Source organism: Salmonella enterica subsp. diarizonae (genome assembly GCF_008692785.1).
In the GTDB taxonomy this organism is placed as follows: domain Bacteria; phylum Pseudomonadota; class Gammaproteobacteria; order Enterobacterales; family Enterobacteriaceae; genus Salmonella; species Salmonella diarizonae.
This window is the reverse complement of the sequence record NZ_VXJV01000016.1, coordinates 50,989-71,684: the sequence shown is the minus strand read 5'-3', so window position 1 is coordinate 71,684 and position 20,696 is coordinate 50,989. Positions and strand designations below refer to the sequence as shown.

Below are 20,696 nucleotides of genomic sequence, written 5' to 3'. Positions count from 1 at the left end.
CGCCTCCGGGAGGCGCGCGCCGTCGCCGGGGTGGAAGAAATGCAGGTTCTCCCGGGCCGTCAGGCGGGTTTTTATCCCCGGCTGGTGCCCGAGCCACAGCAGGCTCTGATGGAAGCTGTCGCGCACGCGGCGCAGGGGTTCGCCCTGCCAGTACACCTCCCCGCCGTCCGGGCGCGCCAGCCCGGTCAGCAGGCGCAGCAGGGTGGTTTTTCCCGCGCCGTTGCCGCCGGTGACCTGCACCCACTCCCCGGCGTCCACGGTGAACGACAGCCCGCGAAACAGCGTCCTCTCGTCCCGCTCGCAGTGCAGTTCTCTGGCTTCAAGCATCATTGTCATTGCGCATATTCAGGTTGATATGGCGTATAAACACCGGTCAGGCTTTCCAGGAAAGCGACGATATCGTCAATATCGTTTTGTGGCAGATCGGTACCAACCTGGTAACGCAGCATCAGTTTTACCGCGCCATCCAGCGTCGGTACGTCGCCCCGATGGAAATAAGGCGCCGTTAACGCGACATTGCGTAAACCCGGAACTTTTTGCCGTAATTTATCGCGAACCTCTTTGGTGACGTTCATACGACCAATATCCGCTGCGGTAATTTCGCCAAAATTAAAGTCTCGCTTTAATCCCAACGGTTCAAAAGAGCGTCCGCCTAAAATGATACCGCCGTGACAGGTTGCACATTTATTCTCTTTAAATAATTGATAACCGTGTTTCTGTTGCGCGGTCAGCGCATTTTCATCTCCACGTAGCCATTTATCAAAGGCGGAATCCGGTGTTATCAACGTTTTTTCAAATTCGGCAATCGCATCAGTAATATTTTCCCCGGTAAATCCTTGCGGATAAACCGCCTGAAAATCTTTTTTCAGGACAGGATCTTTATCAAGCTTGCTAATAATTTCATCCCAGGATTTAGATGCCATTTCGATAGGATTTAACGGCGGTCCGCCTGCTTGTGCCTGAAGGGTTGCAGCACGACCATCCCAAAATTGTTCGATATTAAATACGGAATTGAATACCGTCGGCGCATTTATTGGCCCTACCGCACCGCCAACACCAATTGAGGTTTTTCTGCCATCGACACCCCCCGCATTTAACGCGTGACAATGCGCACAGGATATTGTGCTGTCGCCGGATAAACGTTCATCATGATAAAGGCGGAAACCTAAGTCGACTTTTTTCGCATCAACGGGAATATTGCGCGGAATAGGCTGAACGGGTTCATTCCGGTGCGCGGCGTCGGTGTCGGCGCTGGCATAGTTACGCTTACGTTGATCGGCTATCCAGTTCAGGATATCAGTACGCTCTTTATCGCTGACGCCCCCCGCCCAGTGCAGCGCGACATAGCGGGTTGGCGGCATAGTCTGATGTTGCATAACCCATTCAATTTTATTCAGTTCGCTTTGCGGCACCGGCGTATCCGCAATCAGGGCGGCCCGTACCGCCTCGAGGTTAAACGATTTGTAGCCGAGCTGGATATCGTAATCCATTAGCTGCTTTGCCACCGGAAAAGAGGAATAAAAAGGTAATTCAGCAGAAGGCGTATGACAATAATCACATCCTTTCTCCCTGAAATAACCCAGTATTTTGTTATTTTCTCCCACAACCGAGGCCTGCACATCGCTTTTTTTACTGCGCTGTTTGTCGTAATACCATACATACCCGGACAAACCTAAATAACATAACAGCCCAACGGTGATAACCGTTGTCGCATAGAGGGTAATTTTTTTCATATCACTATCCTTATGGGGTATTGCGGCATGATTAATTAAATTTTATTTTTTTACTCATGAGGCCCGTCAATACTAAATACAAACCCATCGTGGATATTGATTGGTATCAATAATTACAATTGGCTAAACCTATAGATATGATAACCCCCGGCTATCGTAACATTCATTTTGCGATGCCCATCACTTGGTTTATTCAGCAACAACAATGGATAAATCCTCTTTTTCGTCATCAAAACGAACGATAGCCAACAATAATTGACTTAACGCAGCATAAAAACCATAGGGATCATGCTTAACGCAATTATTTGTAAATTCCGGAAGCCATTCCAGTAATGACGACAATGTTTTCTGGAGTAATTTATTCATTCTCCGTTGTTGGAACGATTCACCCAATGAAAAATGTAAATGGCTGAGTAATTCCAGATAAATTGCCAGGTGATCGGCTGGCTCTTTAAAACCGTCGTTGACCTCCATCCCGGCTTCGAGCAATAAATGTTTAATCATGCCGGATTCCTGCTGCGGGTATTGCGAGGCGTAGGGCAACGCCGATTTTTTATCCGTCATCAGGAATAATCCGCAAAAATCTGCCGCCAGCTCCAACTGCGCATCCTGACGCAGGCTAAGCGCGGCAATTTTTTGTTCGAGTAACGCCACCGACGCCGCCAGCGCTGGCTGGCGCTTTAATAGCGCCAGCCAGTCCGCGATCTCCGCGGACTGTAATTGCATGAACCCTTCATCATCTACTTCCCGGAAAAAGAGTAACGCCAGCCATGCATATACGCAGGCATACTGTTCCTGAGCAAGCGCTGGCTGCTTAATCATGCGGATTCCCCTGCGATGCGGGTACATATTCACACTGCGCGACCATCTCAACCGGACCGTTAAACGCCGTGACATTATCAATATGGCCGGTATATTTCTCAATTTCCACCAGCGTCGTATGCGCGCTGGTCGCCTGTGCGAGCTGCGATGTACCGATATCCAGCGTTAATACGTTAGGGTTGCCGTACTTACACAACGCGTTGATGTCGCCGCCTTTATCAGGATCGTACCAGGCACCTTCATGAATTCGCGCCACGCCCGGCGCATAGCGATCGGAAACTACCGCCCCCGCCAGTACCTGCCCGCGTGCATTGAATACCCGCACAATATCACCGTTGCGGATCCCGCGCGCGCTGGCATCCTGTGGATTAATAAAGACAGGTTCCTTGCCGCCAACGGCATATTGCTGACGCAGCGTTTCCGACTCACACAGTTGGGAATGCAGACGGAAATCAGGGTGGACGGATTGTAAGTGCAGCGGCCAGCGCTGCGATCCCGGCCCGCCATGCGAGCGTTCGATTTTTTCGAACCACATAGGATGGCCCTGACAATCGTCGTATTGCATGTCGGCGATCGTTTTGGAGTAAATCTCGATCAAACCGCTTGGCGTGCCCAACGGCTCCAGGTCCGGATCTTCACGGAAAGCCTGATGGCGCACAAACATCTGCGGATGATCAAACTCGATGTACTCCTGCTGATTCCAGAACACCTCGAAAGTCGGTAAGTGGATACCGCGACCTTTTCCCTGCTGGCTCCCTTCCTGCCAGATGCGTTTCAGCCAGCCCATTTCATCAAGACCTTCCGTGAATGCCGCTTCACGGTTAAAGCGTCGGCAGAGATCGCGGAAAATATCAAAGTCGTTACGCGCTTCAAACTGCGGCGACACCACCTGTTTCATGGCGATAATGCCGCGGTTAGAATGGTTGCCGAACTGATCGAGGTCGTTACGCTCAAATTGGGTGGTAGCCGGCAAAACGATATCCGCAAAGCGGCAGGTCGATGTCCACTGGTTATCAATAGCGATGACCGTTTCCAGCTTGCGCCACCCCTCAATAATACGATTAATTTGTTGGTGTCGGTGGAACGGATTGGTCCCGGCGAACACGCACATCTTCAGCGGCGGTAATTTAACCGATTTCCCGTTCCAGTTAATGACCTTCCCGGGGTCAAGGATGGCATCCATAAAACGCGCAATAGGAATGGTGCTGCTGTAGCCTTTGTAATCCGTGCTGTCGTGTACTGGCGGAACGGTCGTCGAACCGGAGAAGCCGCTTAAAATGATCCCCTTACGGCCAGGCGTCCCGGCGCCGTTGTAGTGCCAGCCAAAACCAAAGCCGCCGCCCGGCAAACCAATCTGTCCCAGCATTGCCGCCAGCACGACGACCATCCATGACCACTGTTCGCCATGCTGCATACGTTGTACGCACCAGCCAGCGATGATTTGCGTTCTGTCGCCCGCCATCTGCCGCGCCAACGCGCGGATGGTGTCGGCGTCAATACCGCACAGTTTTTCCGCCCAGGCGGCATCTTTGGGCTGTCCATCTTTCTCGCCCAGCAAATAGGGGAGGAACTGGTCAAAACCGACGCAGTAATTATCGAGGAAATTTTTATCGTACAGTTTCTCGCTGTACAGGGTATGCGCCAGCGCCAGTTGTAACGGAACATCCGTCTGAGGGTTAATGGCGATATGTTTGACCTTATCGCGCCCCAGATAATCGTGTGTGGAGGTAACGACCGGGTCGATGCTGATGACCGAGATAGCGCCGCTGGCAACCTTCTCTTTTAATTGTTCATAGTACTGATAGACATCGTGATCCGGGCACCACCAGTTTGCCTGCTGGTTTTTCACCATATCAGACCCCCATAGCACAATCGTTTTACTGTTCTGTAAAACAAGAGGCCATGAAGTTTGCTGTTCGTACACTTCCATTGAACCCACCACGCGCGGCAGAATCACCTGCGCCGCGCCGGTCGAATAGTCCCCCCCCGTGCTGACACTATTGCCATGCAGCGCAATCGCGCGCGCCAGCATCCCGGAGGCGTTATGGAACATGCCGGTAGATTGCCAGCCGCTCGCCGTCAGTAACGCGCTCGGCCCGTAGGTGGTTTGCACCCGCTCCAGTTCCTGATAGAACAGATCCAGCGCTTCATCCCAGGAGACGCGCACAAAACGATTATCGCCGCGCTGCGAGGTGTCGCTTTGATGGCCTTTGCGCATCCAGTCGACGCGCACCATCGGATAGCGAATACGCGCCGCGTTGTGGACGTGATCGGGCAGACCGGCGATCATTTTGGACGGGTATTTATCCTGTTCAAACGGTTTTGCCGCCACAAATCGACCGTCAACCACCGTGGCGCGAATCGCCCCCCAGTGAGAACCGGTAAGGATACCCTCTTTCGTCGCGGCGCCTGGCGCAACGGCATCAGCCGCGCGGGCGCTACGGGGCGTCAGCAGTGACGGCCCCAGCATTCCTGCCACCGTCAAACCGCCGAGCTGCGCCAGAAAACGTCGACGAGAGACGTGTAACGTGTCCTTATTTTTCATTGTGTTCTCCCTTATCGCTGTGCGGCGTGTTGGTGGTATCAGACGCATTCATCTGGAGATATTTCAACAAGGTACGTTCTTCACGCTTATCCAGACTGGTGAAACCGATCATGCCGTTGAGCGTGCCGATCCAGCCATTAGCGTCGAAGTGCGCTTTGTCCGGCGCGCCGTGACACTGATTACAGGTGCCGTTATAGAGGGAGTCGGCGTAGGCCCAAATCGGTTTAATGTCATTTACCATGTCGCCTTTTTGCATCCACGCGGTTGCCTGTAATTTGCTCCACTGAGTATTGGTCGCCGCGACGGTGGTCTCTTCCAGCGTTTTCACATGCTGTTGCACATCGCCGCGAATCGAGGCGACAAAAATACGTTTACCGGGCAACTGCGTCAGCACGCGCTGGCGACCGTCCGTCTCCGTCCAGCCTTCGATTTGCACTTGCAGCCAGTCACCGTCCCGTTTAAGGACTTTCACTTCAGAAGCAGGTAACAGCGATCCTGCCGGTTCTTTATCGCCTTTAGCGGCATAAATCGGCTTGATATCCAGCGAATAGAGCGTATCGCCGTCATTATGTGTACTGGCGCTGGCGCGCAGTTCTTCAAACTGTTTGCGGAAACCGCTGCTCATATCCGGTAGCTGGTGGGCAATTCCTTTATGACAGTCGATGCAGGATTGATTTTCTTTAGCGGCGATTTTCATTTGCCGCGCCGCTTCCGGGTTCTGTTTCGCGTGATCCATCGCATCGTAGTTATGGCAGGAGCGACAGGTCGCGGAGTTATTCTCTTTCATGCGCGCCCATTCACGCTCGGCAAGCTCGGCGCGTTTGGCTTCAAATTTTTCCGGGGTATCAATCGAGTGGGCGATAAATGTCTGGTAAAGATCGTTGCTGGCTTCCAGCTTACGTTTCACCATGCCTGGAATATCGGGGGGAATATGGCAGTCGTGGCATTCCGCGCGTACGCCGGAAGCGTTCTGGAAATGTACGGACTGTTTATATTCCTGATACACCGGCTGCATACTATGGCAGCTAACGCAAAACTCTGTCGTACTGGTCAGTTTGATACCGACGTGAGGTAACACGATCAGCGCAACGCCGATCACAATCCCGACAATGACCAGCGCCAGTATCGACCAACGGGCGCTTGGCCTGAGTAGCGCTCTCCAGAGTTTTCGCATAATAGCCCCTGTAATTATATGGTTTAATGCACAGATCTTATTCCGCAAATATGAACAGCGTCACTGGTCAGGATGAACGGGATACGGCAATATATGAACAGATATGAACAGAAAGAGATCGCGCGCAGGATGTCACATCACATTGTTATTGTTGAGGATGAACCTGTTACTCAGGCCAGATTACAGGCCTATTTTGAGCAGGAGGGGTATCGTGTTTCTGTGGCCGACAGCGGCGCGGGCCTGCGCGACATCATGGAGCATGAGCACGTTTCGCTGATCTTGCTGGATATCAATCTCCCCGATGAAAACGGGTTGATGCTGACCAGGGCGCTACGCGAACGCTCCACGGTGGGCATTATTCTGGTGACGGGGCGTTGCGACCAAATCGACCGCATCGTCGGGCTGGAGATGGGCGCGGACGACTACGTCACCAAGCCGCTGGAACTGCGCGAGCTGGTAGTGCGGGTGAAAAATCTTTTGTGGCGCATCGATCTGGCCCACCCCACGCCGCAAAACGCCAATGAAAACTGCTACATGTTTTCCGGTTACTGCCTGAACGTGATGAATCACACGCTGGAGCACAACGGTGAAGCCATTAAGCTTACGCGCGCAGAGTACGAGCTACTGCTGGCCTTTGTGACCAACCCAGGCAAAGTGCTGCATCGCGAACGCCTGCTGCGAATGCTTTCCGCCCGCCGCGTAGAGACCCCGGATCTCCGCACGATTGATGTACTGGTTCGCCGCTTACGCCATAAAATTACGCCGGAACTGCTGGTCACACAGCATGGCGAAGGCTACTTTTTAGCCTCGGAGGTGTATTGATACAGATAGACGGGCCGAAATCCCGGCGGCGATAGCGAACGACGAACGCGCACGCTATCGGCGTTTTTATGCGTCAAAATAAGCACTGGTGGGCTGATATTTTCAGGCACCGGTTGCCCCTGTAAGACCTTAATCGACTGCGCTATCGCTAATTCTCCCTGCCAGGCCATCTGATCGCTGAGCGCCATCAGGATATGGCCGCGTTTTAAACCGCGATAAACCTGATGTGTCAGATAAAATGAGACGATCGTGAGCGGGGTCGTCAAATTCCGCCCTTCGCCCATCGCCGCCTCCGCCGCTATCGCCGACCCGGCTACCACATTAGCATCCGGATGGCGCTCCAGCATTTCCTGGAGTAAGTTTCGCTGCACTTCAATGTCGTTATCGCCCCAGGCGATATCCACAATGTTGATGGCGCTGTCTTTAATCGCCTGACGAAAACCCGCCACCATCTCCTGACTACCACCGGCTTCATCCGGCCCCGGGAAGAGCAAAACGTTAAGCGTTTTTCCTTTGCTCCACTGCGCCAGGAAACGTCCCGGCAGATAGCCCATCTGAAACCACGGCAGACCAACGCGGGTTGCGACGCTGGCATCGTGAATCATGTTCACCAGTTCAATAACCGGCACATTACCGGCATACTGCTCCAGCCCCGGGAAACGATCGGTACTGCTGCCAAGCAGAATAGCGTCGGCGCCCCATTCCCGGCACTGCATCATTTGCTGTTGTTGCGTCGCCAGTTGCCGATAGCCATTCGCTTCCAGCACTTTTAAATCAACGCCATACAATTTGGCCGCTTTTTGCATCCCGTAGTTGACGGACAACCAGTAAGAATCTTTCAGGCTGGGGTATAATGCGCACAGTTTCCAGGGTTTAATCGCATTGACTGACGTTTGCCGCCAGGGAATCGCCCGATCGGCGCGCGTCCAGTGTAGCAGCCCGGTTCCGGCTAACGCCGTTTCTACATTCGAGACGATGATTATCAAAAAAAAGAACGAAATAAGCGCGCGCATGATAGCCCCACAACCGACAAGGTTTTATCCTAATGGTTTTTCCGGCGGCAACTCAACCCATTTCATCCGCGGCGCATAAATGTCAACGCCCTCACTGACCCGCAGATTATGGCTGGCCTTCGCCCTGATGGCGGCGCTCACCCTACTCAGCACCGTGATCGGCTGGATAAGCCTGCGCGTCATTAGTCAGGTGGAGCAAACCAATACGCAAGCGCTGATCCCCACGATGAATATGGCCCGGCAGTTAAGCGAAGCCAGCGCTTATGAGCTCTTTTCCGCGCAAAATCTGACCAATGCCGACAGCGAGAGCGTTTGGCTGGCCCAGGGGAAGATGCTGAAAGCGCAAAGCCTCAAAATTAACCACATATTGCAGGCATTAAGCGAGCAGGGGTTTACTACCTCGGCCATTGCCCGGCAAGAAAAAGAGATCGCACAAACGCTTGGGCAGCAGGGTACGCTGGTCGGTGAAATTCTCACGCTGCGCGCACAGCAACAGCAGTTAAGCCGCCAGATTGCGGAGGCAGCGGAAATCATTGCCGCCCAGGCTCACGGACAGGCCAATAATGCAGCGACATCTGCAGGCGCCACCCAGGCCGGTATTTACGATCTTATCGAAAGCGATAAAGGGGACCAGGCTGAACGCGCGCTTGACCGGCTGATTGATATCGACCTTGAGTATGTGAATCAGATGAATGAGCTCCGGGTCAACGCCCTGCGGTTTAAGCAGCTCATTGTGACCTTAAAAGACGCGCAAGGGCTGAACGATGCCGATGAAACCGATGAAAAGCTTAATCAGTTGGTTAGAATTTTATCCCGCCGCCAGCAACGTATAGAAGATCCGACCGTTCGCGCCCAAATCGCCGACGCGCTGGAGAAAATAAACCAGTACACCACGCTGGTTACCCTATTCCGTAAGGAAAACGCCATCCGCGAACAGCTTCAAACGCTCATGGCAAATAACCTCTTTCAGTTTACCCGCTTCAGTACGGAAGTGTCGCTGTTAGTGAACGCCATTGAGAAACGTAACGAGACTGGTTTAGCACGCCTTAAACACGCCAGTCAGCGTGGGCAAATAGGGTTAGTGATCCTGGGTATCCTGGCGCTGTGCTCATTAAGTTTTATTCTTTGGCGAGTGGTTTACCGTTCCGTATCCCGCCCGCTGGCGCAACAAACGCAGGCCTTACAACGGCTACTGGAGGGCGATATTGACTCGCCGTTCCCGGAGGCGGCTGGCGTCAGCGAACTTGATACCATCAGCCGTCTGATGGAAGCGTTTCGCGCCAACGTGCGCAAATTGAACCGCCATCGTGAAGATTTGGCGGAGCAGGTGCGATCGCAAACGGCGGAGCTTCATGCGCTGGTGCTGGAACACCGACAGGCGCGCGCCGAAGCGGAAAAAGCCAACGAGGCGAAATCAACGTTTCTTGCCGCCATGAGCCATGAAATTCGCACGCCGCTTTACGGCATTCTCGGTACGGTACAATTGCTGGCCGATAAACCGCTCATGGCAAACTACCGCGACGATTTACAGGCCATTAATGATTCAGGCGAATCGCTACTGGCGATTCTTAACGATATTCTTGATTACTCAGCGATTGAAGTAGGTGGAACCAACGTTTCCATTAGCGAGGAGCCGTTTGAACCGCGACAATTATTGAATAGCGCGCTGCATTTAATGCACAGCCGCGTTCAGGTGGCGCTCATCGCCGACTTTAGCGACCAACTCCCCTCAACGCTACAAGGCGATCCGCGCCGGATACGCCAAATTGTGATTAATCTTTTAAGTAATGCGGCGAAATTTACCGATCGCGGCAACATAGTGCTGCGCACGTTTTGCGACGATCAGAGCTGGTTTATTGAGGTTGAAGATACCGGATGCGGTATCCCTGAAGCGAAGCTGACGGCTATTTTCAAACCGTTTGTGCAGGCGACAGGACGCCGGGGCGGGACGGGGCTGGGGCTGGCTATCAGCGCCAGCCTGGCAGAGGCGATGGGTGGGACGCTAACCGTCACCAGTACGCTTCATGTTGGCAGTTGTTTTCGTTTACAACTGCCGGTTCGCCACCCCAAACCCGCAAGCAAAAATGCGCTCAGGGAACTGATAAATCTTAACGGACTACGCTTGTTGCTGATTGAAGATAATATGCTGACGCAGCGTATTACCGCTGAAATGCTCACAAGCAAAGGGGTAAAGGTCTCACTTGCTGAAAGCGCGAATGACGCGCTACGCTGTTTAGCCAAAGGCGAGTCCTTTGATGTGGCGCTGGTGGATTTTGATTTACCGGATTATGACGGCTTAACCCTGGCGCAGCAGTTGATGAGTCAGTATCCCGCCATGAAACGCATTGGTTTTAGCGCGCATGTGATAGACGATAATCTCCGTCAGCGTACCGCCGGTCTTTTCTGCGGGATTATTCAGAAACCCATTCCCCGCGAGGAGCTTTACCGCATGATAGCGCATTATTTACAGGGCAAATCTCACAACGCGCGGGCGATGCTGAATGAACATCAGCTTGCCGGCGATATGGCGTCTGTCGGCCCGGAAAAACTCCGACAATGGGTCACGTTATTCAAAGACAGCGCGCTGCCTTTAGTCGAGGAGATCGAGGCGGCGCGCGCCATGAATGACGACGTTAACATTAAGCGGCTGGCGCATAAATTAAAAAGCGGCTGCGCCAGCCTGGGGATGACTCAGGCGACCGATGCCTGTCGGGAGCTGGAAATGCAGCCGCTTAGCGAGATAGATATTAAAACTATCGTGACGCAGGGAGTGACGGCGCTCGACGCATGGATAGCCGGACATCATTCGCCATGATAACTTCCGGCTCGCCACGGCCAACTTATCCGACGCGTTTCACATCGCCTACTAACAGGATGTAAGACAGCGCGCCCAGCAGGGCCACGACGGAGATATAGACCAGCGCCGGAGCAAAACCGTAACTTTGCGCCAAATAACCAATCACCAACGGTACGCTAATCCCGCCCAACCCGCCGATGAAGTTAAACATACCGCCGGTAAGGCCAATCAACCGCATCGGCGCAAGCGAAGAGATTAACGACCAGGTAATGGATGCAAATCCGTTGCCGAAGAAAGCTATCGCCATCAGTGCCATAATCCACAACGGATCGTTGGTGTAGTTAGCGCCCATAATGCACGTGGAGATGAGCAAACCGCAAATAATCGGCGTTTTGCGCGCCACGCCCAGCGAAAAGCCTTTTTTCACCAGTTTATCCGCCAGCCAGCCGGAGAGCAGTACGCCAAAAAAGGCAGCCAGAAACGGTACGGTCGTCATAAAGCCCGCTTTTAGCGCGGTAATGCCTTTTTCCTGGGTCAGATAATTAGGAAACCAGGTCAGAAAGAACCATAGCGTAGAGTTTACGGCGAACTGGCCGAGGTAGACGCCCACCAGCTTACGGTGGAACACCAGTTTCCAGTCGGCTTTCGTCAGCGGCTGGCGGGCCTCTTTTTTCGCTGGCGCATCGCCATCTACCAGACCGCCGCCATCGCGAATATACTCCAGCTCCGCCTGGCTAAGGCTTTTCGTCAAACGCGGCGGTTGATAAACCTTAAACCAGACCAATGACCAGATAATCCCGATACCGCCAGTGACGATAAAGACCCAGTGCCAGCTCAGCAGCTCCTGAATCCAGATCAGCAACGGCGTAAGGAACGCCAGTCCGACGAACTGTCCGGAGGTGTAGAACCCGACTGCGGATGCGCGTTCATGCTCCGGAAACCAGCTAGTGACCATCCGGTTATTTGCCGGAAATGCCGGCGCCTCGAAAATCCCGGTAATAGCGCGCAGGCCAATAAGCGACAATAGTCCCGTCGCAAACCCCTGCAATAGCGTCGCGACTGACCAGCCGAAGATAGCGATAAAATAGGTCAGCCGGGACCCAATACGGTCGAGAAACCAGCCGCCGGGGATCTGGCATAACGTATAGAGCCAGGCAAAAGCGGAGAAGACATAGCCCATTTCCGCTTTGGTAATGCCGAATTCTTTTTGAATATGCATGGAAGCCACGGCAAGGTTGGCGCGATCAACGTAGCAAATCACCACGGTAATAAAGATCATCACCAGCGTCAGATAGCGGCGACGCCCCGGCTGTGCTGCTGTAACTGAAATATCCATCGTCATCTGTCTCCAGATTCTGGGCATAGCGAAGCCGCTCACCATGCCCTGTAAATTACAGAGGGTGTGTTTTTATATTTAAATTGGGTTGCCCGGAGGGCGACGTTTGTCGAGCCTACAGCGTGGCGATCACCACTCGGCTACCGATCCGTCAGCATGCCGCCACAACGGATTACGCCAGTCCGGCGCGCTTTTGCTAAGTTCAATCACCCTGGCCTCGTCAATGTCTACGCCAAGACCCGGTTTGGTTAAGGGTTTAAAGAAGCCGCCGTCCATGCTGAAGTCCTCTTTGTTTTTCACAAAGTCGAGCAGCTCCGCGCCCTTGTTATAGTGAATGCCCATGCTCTGCTCCTGGAATACCGCGTTGCGCGAAATAAAATCGATATGCAGGCAGGCAGCCAGGGCGATTGGCCCCAGCGGGCAATGCGGCGCCAGCGCCACGTCGTATGCTTCTGCCATTCCGGCGATTTTATAGCATTCGGTCATGCCGCCCGCGTGGGATAAATCCGGCTGCAGAATCGCCAACCCGCCCGCGTCCAGCACGCGTTTAAATTCAAAACGCGAGAACATACGCTCGCCTGCGGCAATCGGAATATGCGTTTGCGCCGCCAGGCGCGGATAATATTCCGCCTGTTCCGCCAGCACCGGCTCTTCAATAAACAGTGGGCGATAGGGTTCCAGTTCTTTAATCAGCACCTTCGCCATCGGCGCGCTAACGCGACCGTGGAAGTCGAGCCCAAACTCAATTTCACTGCCGAAAGCTTCGCGGATTTGCGCCACGGTGTTGACCGCCGCATCCACCGCACGGGAATTATCAATCACGCCCATCTCTTCACAGCCGTTCAGCTTGAAGGTGTCAAAACCAATACCGCGCAATTTTTCAATACCGTCAATGACGTCTGCCGGACGATCGCCGCCCACCCAGCTATAGGCCTTGATTTTGTCGCGCACCAGGCCGCCCATGAGTTGCCAGACCGGCGCATTTAACACCTTGCCTTTGATATCCCACAATGCCTGGTCAATACCGGCGATGGCGCTCATCATAATCGGGCCGCCGCGATAAAAACCGGACCGGTACATCACCTGCCACAGGTCGTTGATACGCGCCGGATCTTTCCCTATCAGATAGTCGGCAAACTCATGTACTGCCGCCTCTACAGTACGTGCCCGACCTTCAATGACCGGCTCTCCCCAGCCAACCACGCCGTCATCCGTTTCGATTTTCAGGAACATCCAACGTGGAGGTAAACGGTACGTGGTGATGTGAGTTATTTTCATTTCACTGCCTCTCGATACGCATTAACAAATGCCGCAGCCTGCTGCGCGGTGCGTTCAACGGATTGCCCGGCGCGATAGAGATCGCTACCCAATCCCGCGCCCACACAGCCTGCTTTAATCCATTGCGCCAGGTTTTCCGGCGTCACGCCGCCGACGGCAAATAGCGGAACATCCGGCGGAAGTACCGCTTTCAGCGCGCTGATGTAGCCCGGACCAAACGCCGACGACGGGAAAATTTTTAACGCCTGTGCGCCAGCATCCAGCGCAGCAAAGGCTTCTGTTGCCGTGGCGCAGCCCGGACACACGGTCATGCCATAGCTCACTGCCCGGCGGATCACCTCCGGTTGGATATTTGGCGTGACGACCAGCTTGCAGCCCATCCCGGCAAGCTGGTCTACCTGTTCCGGTTTCAGTACGGTACCAGCGCCAATAAGCGCCCTGCCGCCATACGCCTTCACCACGGAAGAAATGCTTTTTTCCCACTGTGGGGAGTTAAGCGGAATTTCTATAGCGTTAAATCCCGCATCCACCACCGCGCCAACGTGCGCCAGGACATCATCGGGCGTTATACCGCGTAAGATTGCAATGAGAGGGAGATTAGTTTGCCACTGCATGAGCGATGCTCCTTATTCCAGCCTGAAATGCCATATCGCCATCTACGATTGAAACATCACGCCCAATAGCACGAAACGCCTGTTGGTAACGTGAGATCAGCGCGGGTCCAGCGACGAGAGTGATAGCCTGTTGCGCCGCGAAGGATTCGCTCATGCTGGCGACTTCCGCGCCAATCAACAGGCCGGAGAGGAAGTCGCTGACCTGCTCACGCGCAAGATGTCCCAACACGTGCGAGGCGCGAACCTCAAAAAGAGAAGGCAGGACGGCAGGAGAATTAAGACCGCGCTCCAGCCCCGCCGCATAGACGTCGCCAGAAGCTTCCTGTTCCGGCAAACCAGCCCCGACCAGCGAGTGACGCAGCAACAAGTGATGGAGTTCGCCTGTCATCACAGTACGAAAATCATGAATTTGTTGCGTATCAGTCTGTACCCATTTGCAATGCGTGCCGGGCATGACATAGACAGAAGAAGGAGAAAGTTCGCGGGCGCCAAGCAGTTGCGTCTCTTCGCCGCGCATCACGTTGTGGTTATCCTCGCGTGAGACACACAATCCGGGAATGATCCAGATGTTGTCGCCAACGGCGGTTAACTGTTCGCCAATAGCGGAGAACAGGGCGGGAACCGGCAGATAAGGCGCATTTTGCCAGCCTACGTTACTGCCGATCATGCCCGCCATTACCACGGGGGTGGCGCTGTCGCGCCAGTGTGTTGTGACTTCTGCTAACACCGCGTCAGGAGATTTACCGTTCAGGCGTGTAACGCCTGCTTCTGATTGCCTGCTCTCCAGGCATTTGTCGCCCTGGTAAAGCCAGGCGCGCAGATTGGTCGATCCCCAGTCAATTGCGATGTAGCGAGCTGTCATGTGATTTCCTTTAACCTTCGTGTCGAGCTGGCGATCATGGTTAATGCCGCCTGCTCTGCCGCATCGCCATCCTGATGCCGTATCGCATCGAATAGCGCCTTATGTTCCTGGAGCGTTTTCGGCATGTTGGCCGCATCGCCCATCCAGGTCCGTTCAAATACCGCTCGCTGTAGCGAGCTGATCGCTACATTTAACTGTTGCAGCACCGGGTTATGCACCGACTGCAACACTGCCTCGTGATAGCGAATATCCGCCTCGTTAAACGCTTCCCGGTCCTGGTTGTTGGCAATCATGTCGTTTAGCGCCGACTCAATTTCAGCCAGATCGCTTGATGTTGCCCGTTCCGCCGCCCAGCGTGCTATTGCTGGCTCCACCAGGTTTCGTATTTCGCTCATCGCGCTGATAAGCCTCGGGTCGTAGTCGTTTTCCAGCACCCATTGCAGCACGTCGGTATCGAGATAATTCCACTGGTTACGCGGTGCGATAAACGCGCCGCGATAGCGCTTCATTTCAATTAGCCGCTTCGCCATAAGCGAACGAAACACTTCGCGAATGATGTTGCGCGACGTTTCAAACTCCTCGCACAGATCCGCTTCCGCTGGCAGCGCCGAACCGGGTACGTATTTACCGCTGACAATCTGTTTGCCCAGCGTGATAACGATGCGATCGGTTTTATTGAGAGTCATAGAGAGTCCTTGTGCTCGATGTGAACTCTCTTACTTTACCGCGATAGCTGAATTACGCCGCAATTTTGTAGTACTAGCGTGATATCAACCGTCGTTATCATGCCATTAATGTAGTACAACACAATTATGTTGTACTACAATTTAGATCACAAAAAAGACAATTGGTTATGGAGACGTTATAAGACGTAAACGAAAGATATAAAAAAACCCGCAGCAAGTGCGGGTCGTTAAGCGCGTATTTGCCCGATGGCGACTATGCCTTATCGGGCGGGAAAATGGCCGGATGAGTGATCGGGGTTCAGCACAAATTTTTCAATCGCCCAGGCAACACCATCTTCAAGGTTCGATTTAGTCACAAAGTTAGCCACCTCTTTGACTGACGGAATGGCGTTGTCCATTGCCACGCCCATACCGGCGTATTCGATCATCGCAATGTCGTTTTCCTGATCGCCAATCGCCATCACCTCCTCTGGCTTAATACTCAGCGCCTCGGCCAGTGATTTTACGCCGGTGCCTTTATTAACCCGTTTATCGAGGATTTCAAGGAAGTACGGCGCACTTTTCAGCACGGTATACTTTTCCTTCACCTCTGCCGGTATACGCGCAATCGCCCGGTCGAGAACGGCAGGCTCATCGATCATCATAACTTTCAGGAACTGGGTGTTCGGGTCCATCTTCTCCGCTTCACAAAATACCAGCGGAATGGTCGCCACATACGACTCATGCACCGTGTAGTAGCTGATATCGCGGTTAGCGGTATAAAGCGTATTTCGGTCTAATGCGTGGAAGTGAGAACCCACCTCACGGGACAGTTTTTCCAGGTAACGGTAGTCATCATAGCTGAGCGCCGTTTGCGCAACCGTACTGCCGTCACCTGCTTTCTGCACCAGCGCCCCGTTATAGGTAATGCAATAATCGCCGGGCTGTTCCATGTGAAGTTCTTTCAGGTAACTGTGCACACCCGCATAAGGACGGCCTGTGGTCAGCACCACGCTTACCCCTTTTTCACGCGCAGCGGCAATCGCGTTTTTAACCGCCGGAGAAATGGTGTGATCGGGCAGCAGAAGGGTGCCATCCATGTCGATAGCAATAAGTTTAATAGCCATGAAATCCCCGCATTAAATGAGTCCTGACTCATGCTAACGCGATTCCGCTCAAAAAACAGTAAAAGAGTCAGGGATAAAGGGGGATAAACTCTGGAAAAAGGATTCCTCTTTTGTGCGACCTGATGAGGAGTTTAACGGTCTTTACAATGGTTGCTTCTATTGTGCATTGACCGATTTATCAGGCAATAACATACAGAAAAATAAAGGAGGTTATTGGGAAACTCACCGTCTATAGAAGAAAAAGAGACTGAGTGTCCCGTTAAACCATTTGAGGAATGAATAATTTGATGACAATTACCGTTAGTGCTCTCTGAAAAAAATAAAAATAACACAGCTTTCGATTAAACGGCACACCGGTAAGAAAGCGCAGATAGAAAAAATAGCAATAAAATTAGCGGCGTGGTAATAATAACGAATATGACATGTAAGGAATACATTCATGAAAATAATTAAAATAATATCAGTCATTGCCATGAGTTATTTTTTAAGCGGCTGTATGACGTCATCTTTACTCGATACTATAAAAACGGAAAGCGCACCCACGACAGAAGTCTGGAAAACAGATGAAATAAAAAGTATCAAACCATCAACGACCACAAGCGGAGAGAAAACGTGGACATTTGTTGGTGAAGACAATAATTATCAACTTGATATAAAAGATGATAATATCAACACAACAACCAGAAATTTCGTCACTTTACTGAATAATCCTCATATCGATAAAAGAATTATCGAATTTTCCAAACAGCTTTACTGTTCTACCGATAGTAAAAAAGGGAACAAACAAAATGAGTTTCATTGCGTCCGCCCTTCAGATATTAGCTACAGTTATAAGTCTTTGACGGAAGAAGAAAAATCAAAAGTCAGAGAGGCATTTTATGTACATGAAAACGACCCTGGCAGTCCTTTTTATTTTACGTTAGCAGGAAAAATCCAACCCAAAGATGCCGATAATGAAAATGAAGTATTACTGAAATCTTCCCATGAAATAAATTTCACACGTGATAAGAAGCATTTCTCGGCTAAGGTTTTATTAATGCCATTCTCTATTATTGGCGATGTTGTCACTGCGCCCTTCCAGGCAATTGGCTATATTATTATCATGAATTCTTTACCGGCGATGCGCTACTAATAATAAAGAATGCCTGAATGTATTCAGGCATTCTATGTCAGCCTTATCTTGTCGGATGGCGGAGTAAATACTCTATCCAACCAACAAAGTATCTTTAATGCTAAACAATGGAAAATACATCAAGGATATATGATGAACAAATTATTAAAAATATTAATTATAACGTTACTTGTAGTGGCTATAATTCTTTATATTGGATATGTCATTGTATTGCACTCACTACCCCCAATGCGCTACTAAATCTCAGACTGCTGACAAACCTTCCAGGCGCTGTTAAATGTTGGGATTCGCTCCGCTCCCCTCAACCTACAGACTAAATCTCTCCCTTATATAAGGGAGAGATTACGCGGGAATATTAAATATCGATATTCGCCGCTTTCAGGGCGTTCTCTTCGATAAAGGCACGACGCGGTTCAACGGCGTCGCCCATCAGCGTGGTGAACAACTGGTCGGCAGCAATCGCATCTTTGACGGTCACGCGCAGCATACGGCGGCTTTCCGGGTCCATTGTGGTTTCCCACAACTGATCCGGGTTCATTTCACCCAGACCTTTATAACGCTGGATAGCCAGACCGCGACGTGATTCTTTCACCAGCCACTCCAGCGCCTGCTCGAAGCTGGTTACCGGCTGACGACGCTCGCCGCGTTCGATAAACGCGTCCTCTTCAATCAGACCGCGCAACTTCTCGCCCAGCGTGCAGATACGACGATACTCCGCGCCAGTCACAAACTCGTGATCCAACGGATAATCGGTATCCACGCCGTGCGTACGCACGCGAACGATCGGCTCGAACAGATTCTGTTCCGTATTAGTATGAACATCGAACTTCCACTGGCTACCGTGCTGCTCTTTCTCATTCAGCTCGGTAATCAGCGCATTCACCCAACGCGTTACGGTCTGCTCATCAGAAAGATCGGCTTCGGTCAGAGTTGGCTGATACACCAGCTCTTTGAGCAGTGCTTTCGGGAAGCGGCGCTCCATACGCCCAATCATTTTCTGCGTGGCGTTATATTCAGACACCAGTTTTTCTAACGCTTCGCCGGACAGCGCCGGCGCGCTGGCGTTCGCGTGCAGAGTCGCACCGTCAAGCGCGATGGAAATCTGATACTGATCCATCGCTTCATCGTCTTTAATGTACTGTTCCTGCTTGCCTTTCTTCACTTTGTACAGCGGCGGCTGGGCAATGTAGACATGGCCGCGCTCGACGATTTCCGGCATCTGACGATAGAAGAAGGTCAACAGCAGCGTACGGATGTGCGAGCCGTCGACGTCCGCATCGGTCATGATGATGATGCTGTGATAACGCAACTTGTCCGGGTTGTACTCGTCGCGACCGATACCGCAACCCAACGCGGTAATCAGCGTCGCCACTTCCTGGGAAGAGAGCATCTTGTCGAAGCGCGCTTTCTCGACGTTGAGGATTTTACCTTTCAGCGGCAGAATCGCCTGGTTCTTGCGGTTACGCCCCTGCTTCGCAGAGCCGCCCGCGGAGTCCCCTTCCACCAGGTACAGTTCAGACAGCGCCGGATCGCGTTCCTGACAATCCGCCAGCTTGCCCGGCAGACCGGCTAAGTCCAGCGCGCCTTTACGACGGGTCATTTCACGGGCGCGACGCGCCGCTTCACGCGCACGGGCGGCGTCGATAATTTTGCCAACCACGATTTTGGCGTCGGACGGGTTTTCCAGCAGGTATTCACTCAGCAGTTCGTTCATCTGCTGTTCCACTGCCGATTTCACCTCGGAAGAGACCAGCTTGTCTTTGGTCTGCGAGGAGAATTTCGGGTCCGGCACCTTCACGGAAACGACCGCAATCAGGCCTTCACGAGCATCGTCGCCGGTGGCGCTAACTTTGGCTTTTTTGCTGTAGCCTTCTTTGTCCATGTAGGCGTTCAGGGTACGGGTCATCGCCGCACGGAAGCCTGCCAGGTGGGTACCGCCATCGCGCTGCGGAATGTTGTTGGTAAAGCAGTAGATGTTTTCCTGAAAACCGTCGTTCCACTGTAGCGCCACTTCGACGCCGATACCGTCTTTTTCGGTGGAGAAGTAGAAGATATTCGGGTGGATCGGCGTTTTATTCTTGTTCAGATATTCAACAAACGCCTTGATGCCGCCTTCGTAGTGGAAATGATCTTCTTTGCCGTCGCGCTTGTCGCGCAGGCGGATGGAGACGCCAGAGTTCAGGAATGACAGTTCACGCAGGCGTTTCGCCAGAATCTCATATTCAAACTCAGTGACATTGGTGAACGTTTCGTGGCTCGGCCAGAAACGGACCATCGTACCGGTTTTATCGGTATCGCCAGTGACGGCCAGCGGTGCCTGCGGCACGCCGTGCTCGTAGATCTGACGGTGAGTTTTGCCATCTCGCTGGATAACCAGTTCCAGTTTTTGCGACAGGGCGTTGACTACCGAGACACCCACGCCGTGCAGACCGCCGGAGACTTTATAGGAGTTATCGTCAAATTTACCGCCCGCGTGCAGAACGGTCATGATCACTTCCGCCGCTGAGACACCTTCTTCCGGGTGAATCCCGGTCGGAATGCCACGGCCATCATCCGTTACAGATACGGAGTTATCGGCGTGAATAGTCACGACGATATCTTTACAGTGACCTGCGAGCGCTTCGTCGATAGCGTTATCTACCACCTCGAATACCATGTGGTGCAGACCGGTGCCGTCATCCGTGTCGCCGATATACATACCCGGGCGCTTACGCACCGCATCCAGCCCTTTCAGGACTTTGATACTGGAGGAGTCATAAGAATTCGACATCAACGT

The 20,696-nt window shown here is 52.6% G+C and carries 16 protein-coding genes; 3 read left to right on the top strand and 13 right to left on the bottom strand.

What is annotated here, in order from left to right; all coding sequences use genetic code 11:
* The 5 genes from ccmA to torC form a co-directional block, all read right to left on the bottom strand.
* On the bottom strand, nucleotides 1-327 hold a 327-nt coding region (gene ccmA, locus F4V72_RS22930), incomplete at its 3' end, for a heme ABC exporter ATP-binding protein CcmA (RefSeq protein WP_150342508.1).
* A gap of 5 nt (nucleotides 328-332) precedes the next feature.
* Entirely contained in the window at nucleotides 333-1,733 is a 1,401-nt protein-coding gene (locus tag F4V72_RS22925; RefSeq protein ID WP_023247219.1) for a cytochrome-c peroxidase, read from the bottom strand.
* Nucleotides 1,734-1,922: 189 nt separating this feature from the next.
* Entirely contained in the window at nucleotides 1,923-2,555 is a 633-nt protein-coding gene (gene torD, locus F4V72_RS22920) for a molecular chaperone TorD (protein ID WP_053529101.1), read from the bottom strand.
* Nucleotides 2,548-5,100 carry a trimethylamine-N-oxide reductase TorA gene (gene torA / locus F4V72_RS22915; RefSeq protein WP_053529102.1) on the bottom strand — a complete coding sequence of 851 codons (2,553 nt, stop codon included), beginning with the start codon at nucleotides 5,098-5,100 and terminating at the stop codon, nucleotides 2,548-2,550. The genes torD and torA overlap by 8 nt, the downstream gene beginning before the upstream one ends.
* Nucleotides 5,090-6,274, bottom strand: a complete 1,185-nt coding sequence (torC, locus tag F4V72_RS22910; RefSeq protein WP_001230258.1) for a pentaheme c-type cytochrome TorC — start codon at nucleotides 6,272-6,274, stop codon at nucleotides 5,090-5,092. The genes torA and torC overlap by 11 nt, the downstream gene beginning before the upstream one ends.
* Before the next feature lie 129 nt (nucleotides 6,275-6,403).
* On the opposite strand from torC, the gene torR reads away from it, so the two are divergent.
* Entirely contained in the window at nucleotides 6,404-7,096 is a 693-nt protein-coding gene (torR, locus tag F4V72_RS22905; protein ID WP_023247216.1) for a two-component system response regulator TorR, read from the top strand.
* Here torR and torT read toward each other — a convergent pair.
* Nucleotides 7,069-8,109 carry a TMAO reductase system periplasmic protein TorT gene (gene torT, locus F4V72_RS22900; RefSeq protein ID WP_023247215.1) on the bottom strand — a complete coding sequence of 347 codons (1,041 nt, stop codon included), beginning with the start codon at nucleotides 8,107-8,109 and terminating at the stop codon, nucleotides 7,069-7,071. The two genes, torR and torT, sit on opposite strands and share 28 nt — an antisense overlap.
* A gap of 79 nt (nucleotides 8,110-8,188) precedes the next feature.
* Here torT and torS point away from each other — a divergent pair, with 79 nt between their 5' ends.
* Nucleotides 8,189-10,924: a TMAO reductase system sensor histidine kinase/response regulator TorS gene (torS, locus tag F4V72_RS22895; RefSeq protein ID WP_136057876.1), complete on the top strand. Its 2,736-nt coding sequence runs from the start codon at nucleotides 8,189-8,191 to the stop codon at nucleotides 10,922-10,924.
* Between the two features lie 25 nt (nucleotides 10,925-10,949).
* Here the strand turns inward: torS and F4V72_RS22890 are convergent, their stop codons facing one another.
* The 6 genes from F4V72_RS22890 to yidA form a co-directional block, all read right to left on the bottom strand.
* On the bottom strand, nucleotides 10,950-12,287 hold the full coding sequence (locus F4V72_RS22890) for an MFS transporter (RefSeq protein WP_000253477.1): 1,338 nt from the start codon (nucleotides 12,285-12,287) through the stop codon (nucleotides 10,950-10,952).
* 84 nt (nucleotides 12,288-12,371) lie between these two features.
* A complete protein-coding gene (gene dgoD, locus F4V72_RS22885) occupies nucleotides 12,372-13,520 on the bottom strand; it encodes a galactonate dehydratase (RefSeq protein ID WP_053529105.1) in 1,149 nt (382 codons plus the stop codon).
* Nucleotides 13,517-14,134, bottom strand: coding sequence for a 2-dehydro-3-deoxy-6-phosphogalactonate aldolase (locus F4V72_RS22880; protein WP_136057875.1), 618 nt, complete (start codon nucleotides 14,132-14,134; stop codon nucleotides 13,517-13,519). Before F4V72_RS22880 ends, dgoD begins: the two co-directional genes overlap by 4 nt.
* A complete protein-coding gene (locus F4V72_RS22875) occupies nucleotides 14,118-14,996 on the bottom strand; it encodes a 2-dehydro-3-deoxygalactonokinase (protein ID WP_070803063.1) in 879 nt (292 codons plus the stop codon). The genes F4V72_RS22880 and F4V72_RS22875 overlap by 17 nt, the downstream gene beginning before the upstream one ends.
* On the bottom strand, nucleotides 14,993-15,682 hold the full coding sequence (dgoR, locus tag F4V72_RS22870; RefSeq protein ID WP_000174317.1) for a D-galactonate utilization transcriptional regulator DgoR: 690 nt from the start codon (nucleotides 15,680-15,682) through the stop codon (nucleotides 14,993-14,995). Before dgoR ends, F4V72_RS22875 begins: the two co-directional genes overlap by 4 nt.
* A gap of 260 nt (nucleotides 15,683-15,942) precedes the next feature.
* Nucleotides 15,943-16,788 (bottom strand): sugar-phosphatase, encoded by an 846-nt coding sequence (gene yidA, locus F4V72_RS22865; protein WP_070803061.1) that lies wholly within the window; start codon nucleotides 16,786-16,788, stop codon nucleotides 15,943-15,945.
* Nucleotides 16,789-17,227: 439 nt separating this feature from the next.
* On the opposite strand from yidA, the gene F4V72_RS22860 reads away from it, so the two are divergent.
* Nucleotides 17,228-17,920, top strand: coding sequence for a hypothetical protein (locus F4V72_RS22860; RefSeq protein WP_070803059.1), 693 nt, complete (start codon nucleotides 17,228-17,230; stop codon nucleotides 17,918-17,920).
* Nucleotides 17,921-18,275: 355 nt separating this feature from the next.
* Here the strand turns inward: F4V72_RS22860 and gyrB are convergent, their stop codons facing one another.
* The gene (gene gyrB, locus F4V72_RS22855; protein WP_023247204.1) at nucleotides 18,276-20,690 is read right to left on the bottom strand and encodes a DNA topoisomerase (ATP-hydrolyzing) subunit B; all 2,415 of its coding nucleotides are present in this window, start codon (nucleotides 20,688-20,690) and stop codon (nucleotides 18,276-18,278) included.
* Nucleotides 20,691-20,696 lie beyond the last annotated feature (6 nt).

Bases quoted from the DNA above. Each gene is read 5' to 3' on its own strand.
- F4V72_RS22890 (WP_000253477.1), bottom strand. From the start codon at position 12,287: ATGGTGAGCGGCTTCGCTATGCCCAGAATCTGGAGACAGATGACGATG.
- dgoD (WP_053529105.1), bottom strand. From the start codon at position 13,520: ATGAAAATAACTCACATCACCACGTACCGTTTACCTCCACGTTGGATG.
- F4V72_RS22860 (WP_070803059.1), top strand. From the start codon at position 17,228: ATGAAAATAATTAAAATAATATCAGTCATTGCCATGAGTTATTTTTTA.
- gyrB (WP_023247204.1), bottom strand. From the start codon at position 20,690: ATGTCGAATTCTTATGACTCCTCCAGTATCAAAGTCCTGAAAGGGCTG.
- torT (WP_023247215.1), bottom strand. From the start codon at position 8,109: ATGCGCGCGCTTATTTCGTTCTTTTTTTTGATAATCATCGTCTCGAAT.
- dgoR (WP_000174317.1), bottom strand. From the start codon at position 15,682: ATGACTCTCAATAAAACCGATCGCATCGTTATCACGCTGGGCAAACAG.
- torS (WP_136057876.1), top strand. From the start codon at position 8,189: ATGTCAACGCCCTCACTGACCCGCAGATTATGGCTGGCCTTCGCCCTG.
- F4V72_RS22925 (WP_023247219.1), bottom strand. From the start codon at position 1,733: ATGAAAAAAATTACCCTCTATGCGACAACGGTTATCACCGTTGGGCTG.
- torD (WP_053529101.1), bottom strand. From the start codon at position 2,555: ATGATTAAGCAGCCAGCGCTTGCTCAGGAACAGTATGCCTGCGTATAT.
- F4V72_RS22875 (WP_070803063.1), bottom strand. From the start codon at position 14,996: ATGACAGCTCGCTACATCGCAATTGACTGGGGATCGACCAATCTGCGC.
- torA (WP_053529102.1), bottom strand. From the start codon at position 5,100: ATGAAAAATAAGGACACGTTACACGTCTCTCGTCGACGTTTTCTGGCG.
- yidA (WP_070803061.1), bottom strand. From the start codon at position 16,788: ATGGCTATTAAACTTATTGCTATCGACATGGATGGCACCCTTCTGCTG.
- F4V72_RS22880 (WP_136057875.1), bottom strand. From the start codon at position 14,134: ATGCAGTGGCAAACTAATCTCCCTCTCATTGCAATCTTACGCGGTATA.
- torR (WP_023247216.1), top strand. From the start codon at position 6,404: ATGTCACATCACATTGTTATTGTTGAGGATGAACCTGTTACTCAGGCC.
- torC (WP_001230258.1), bottom strand. From the start codon at position 6,274: ATGCGAAAACTCTGGAGAGCGCTACTCAGGCCAAGCGCCCGTTGGTCG.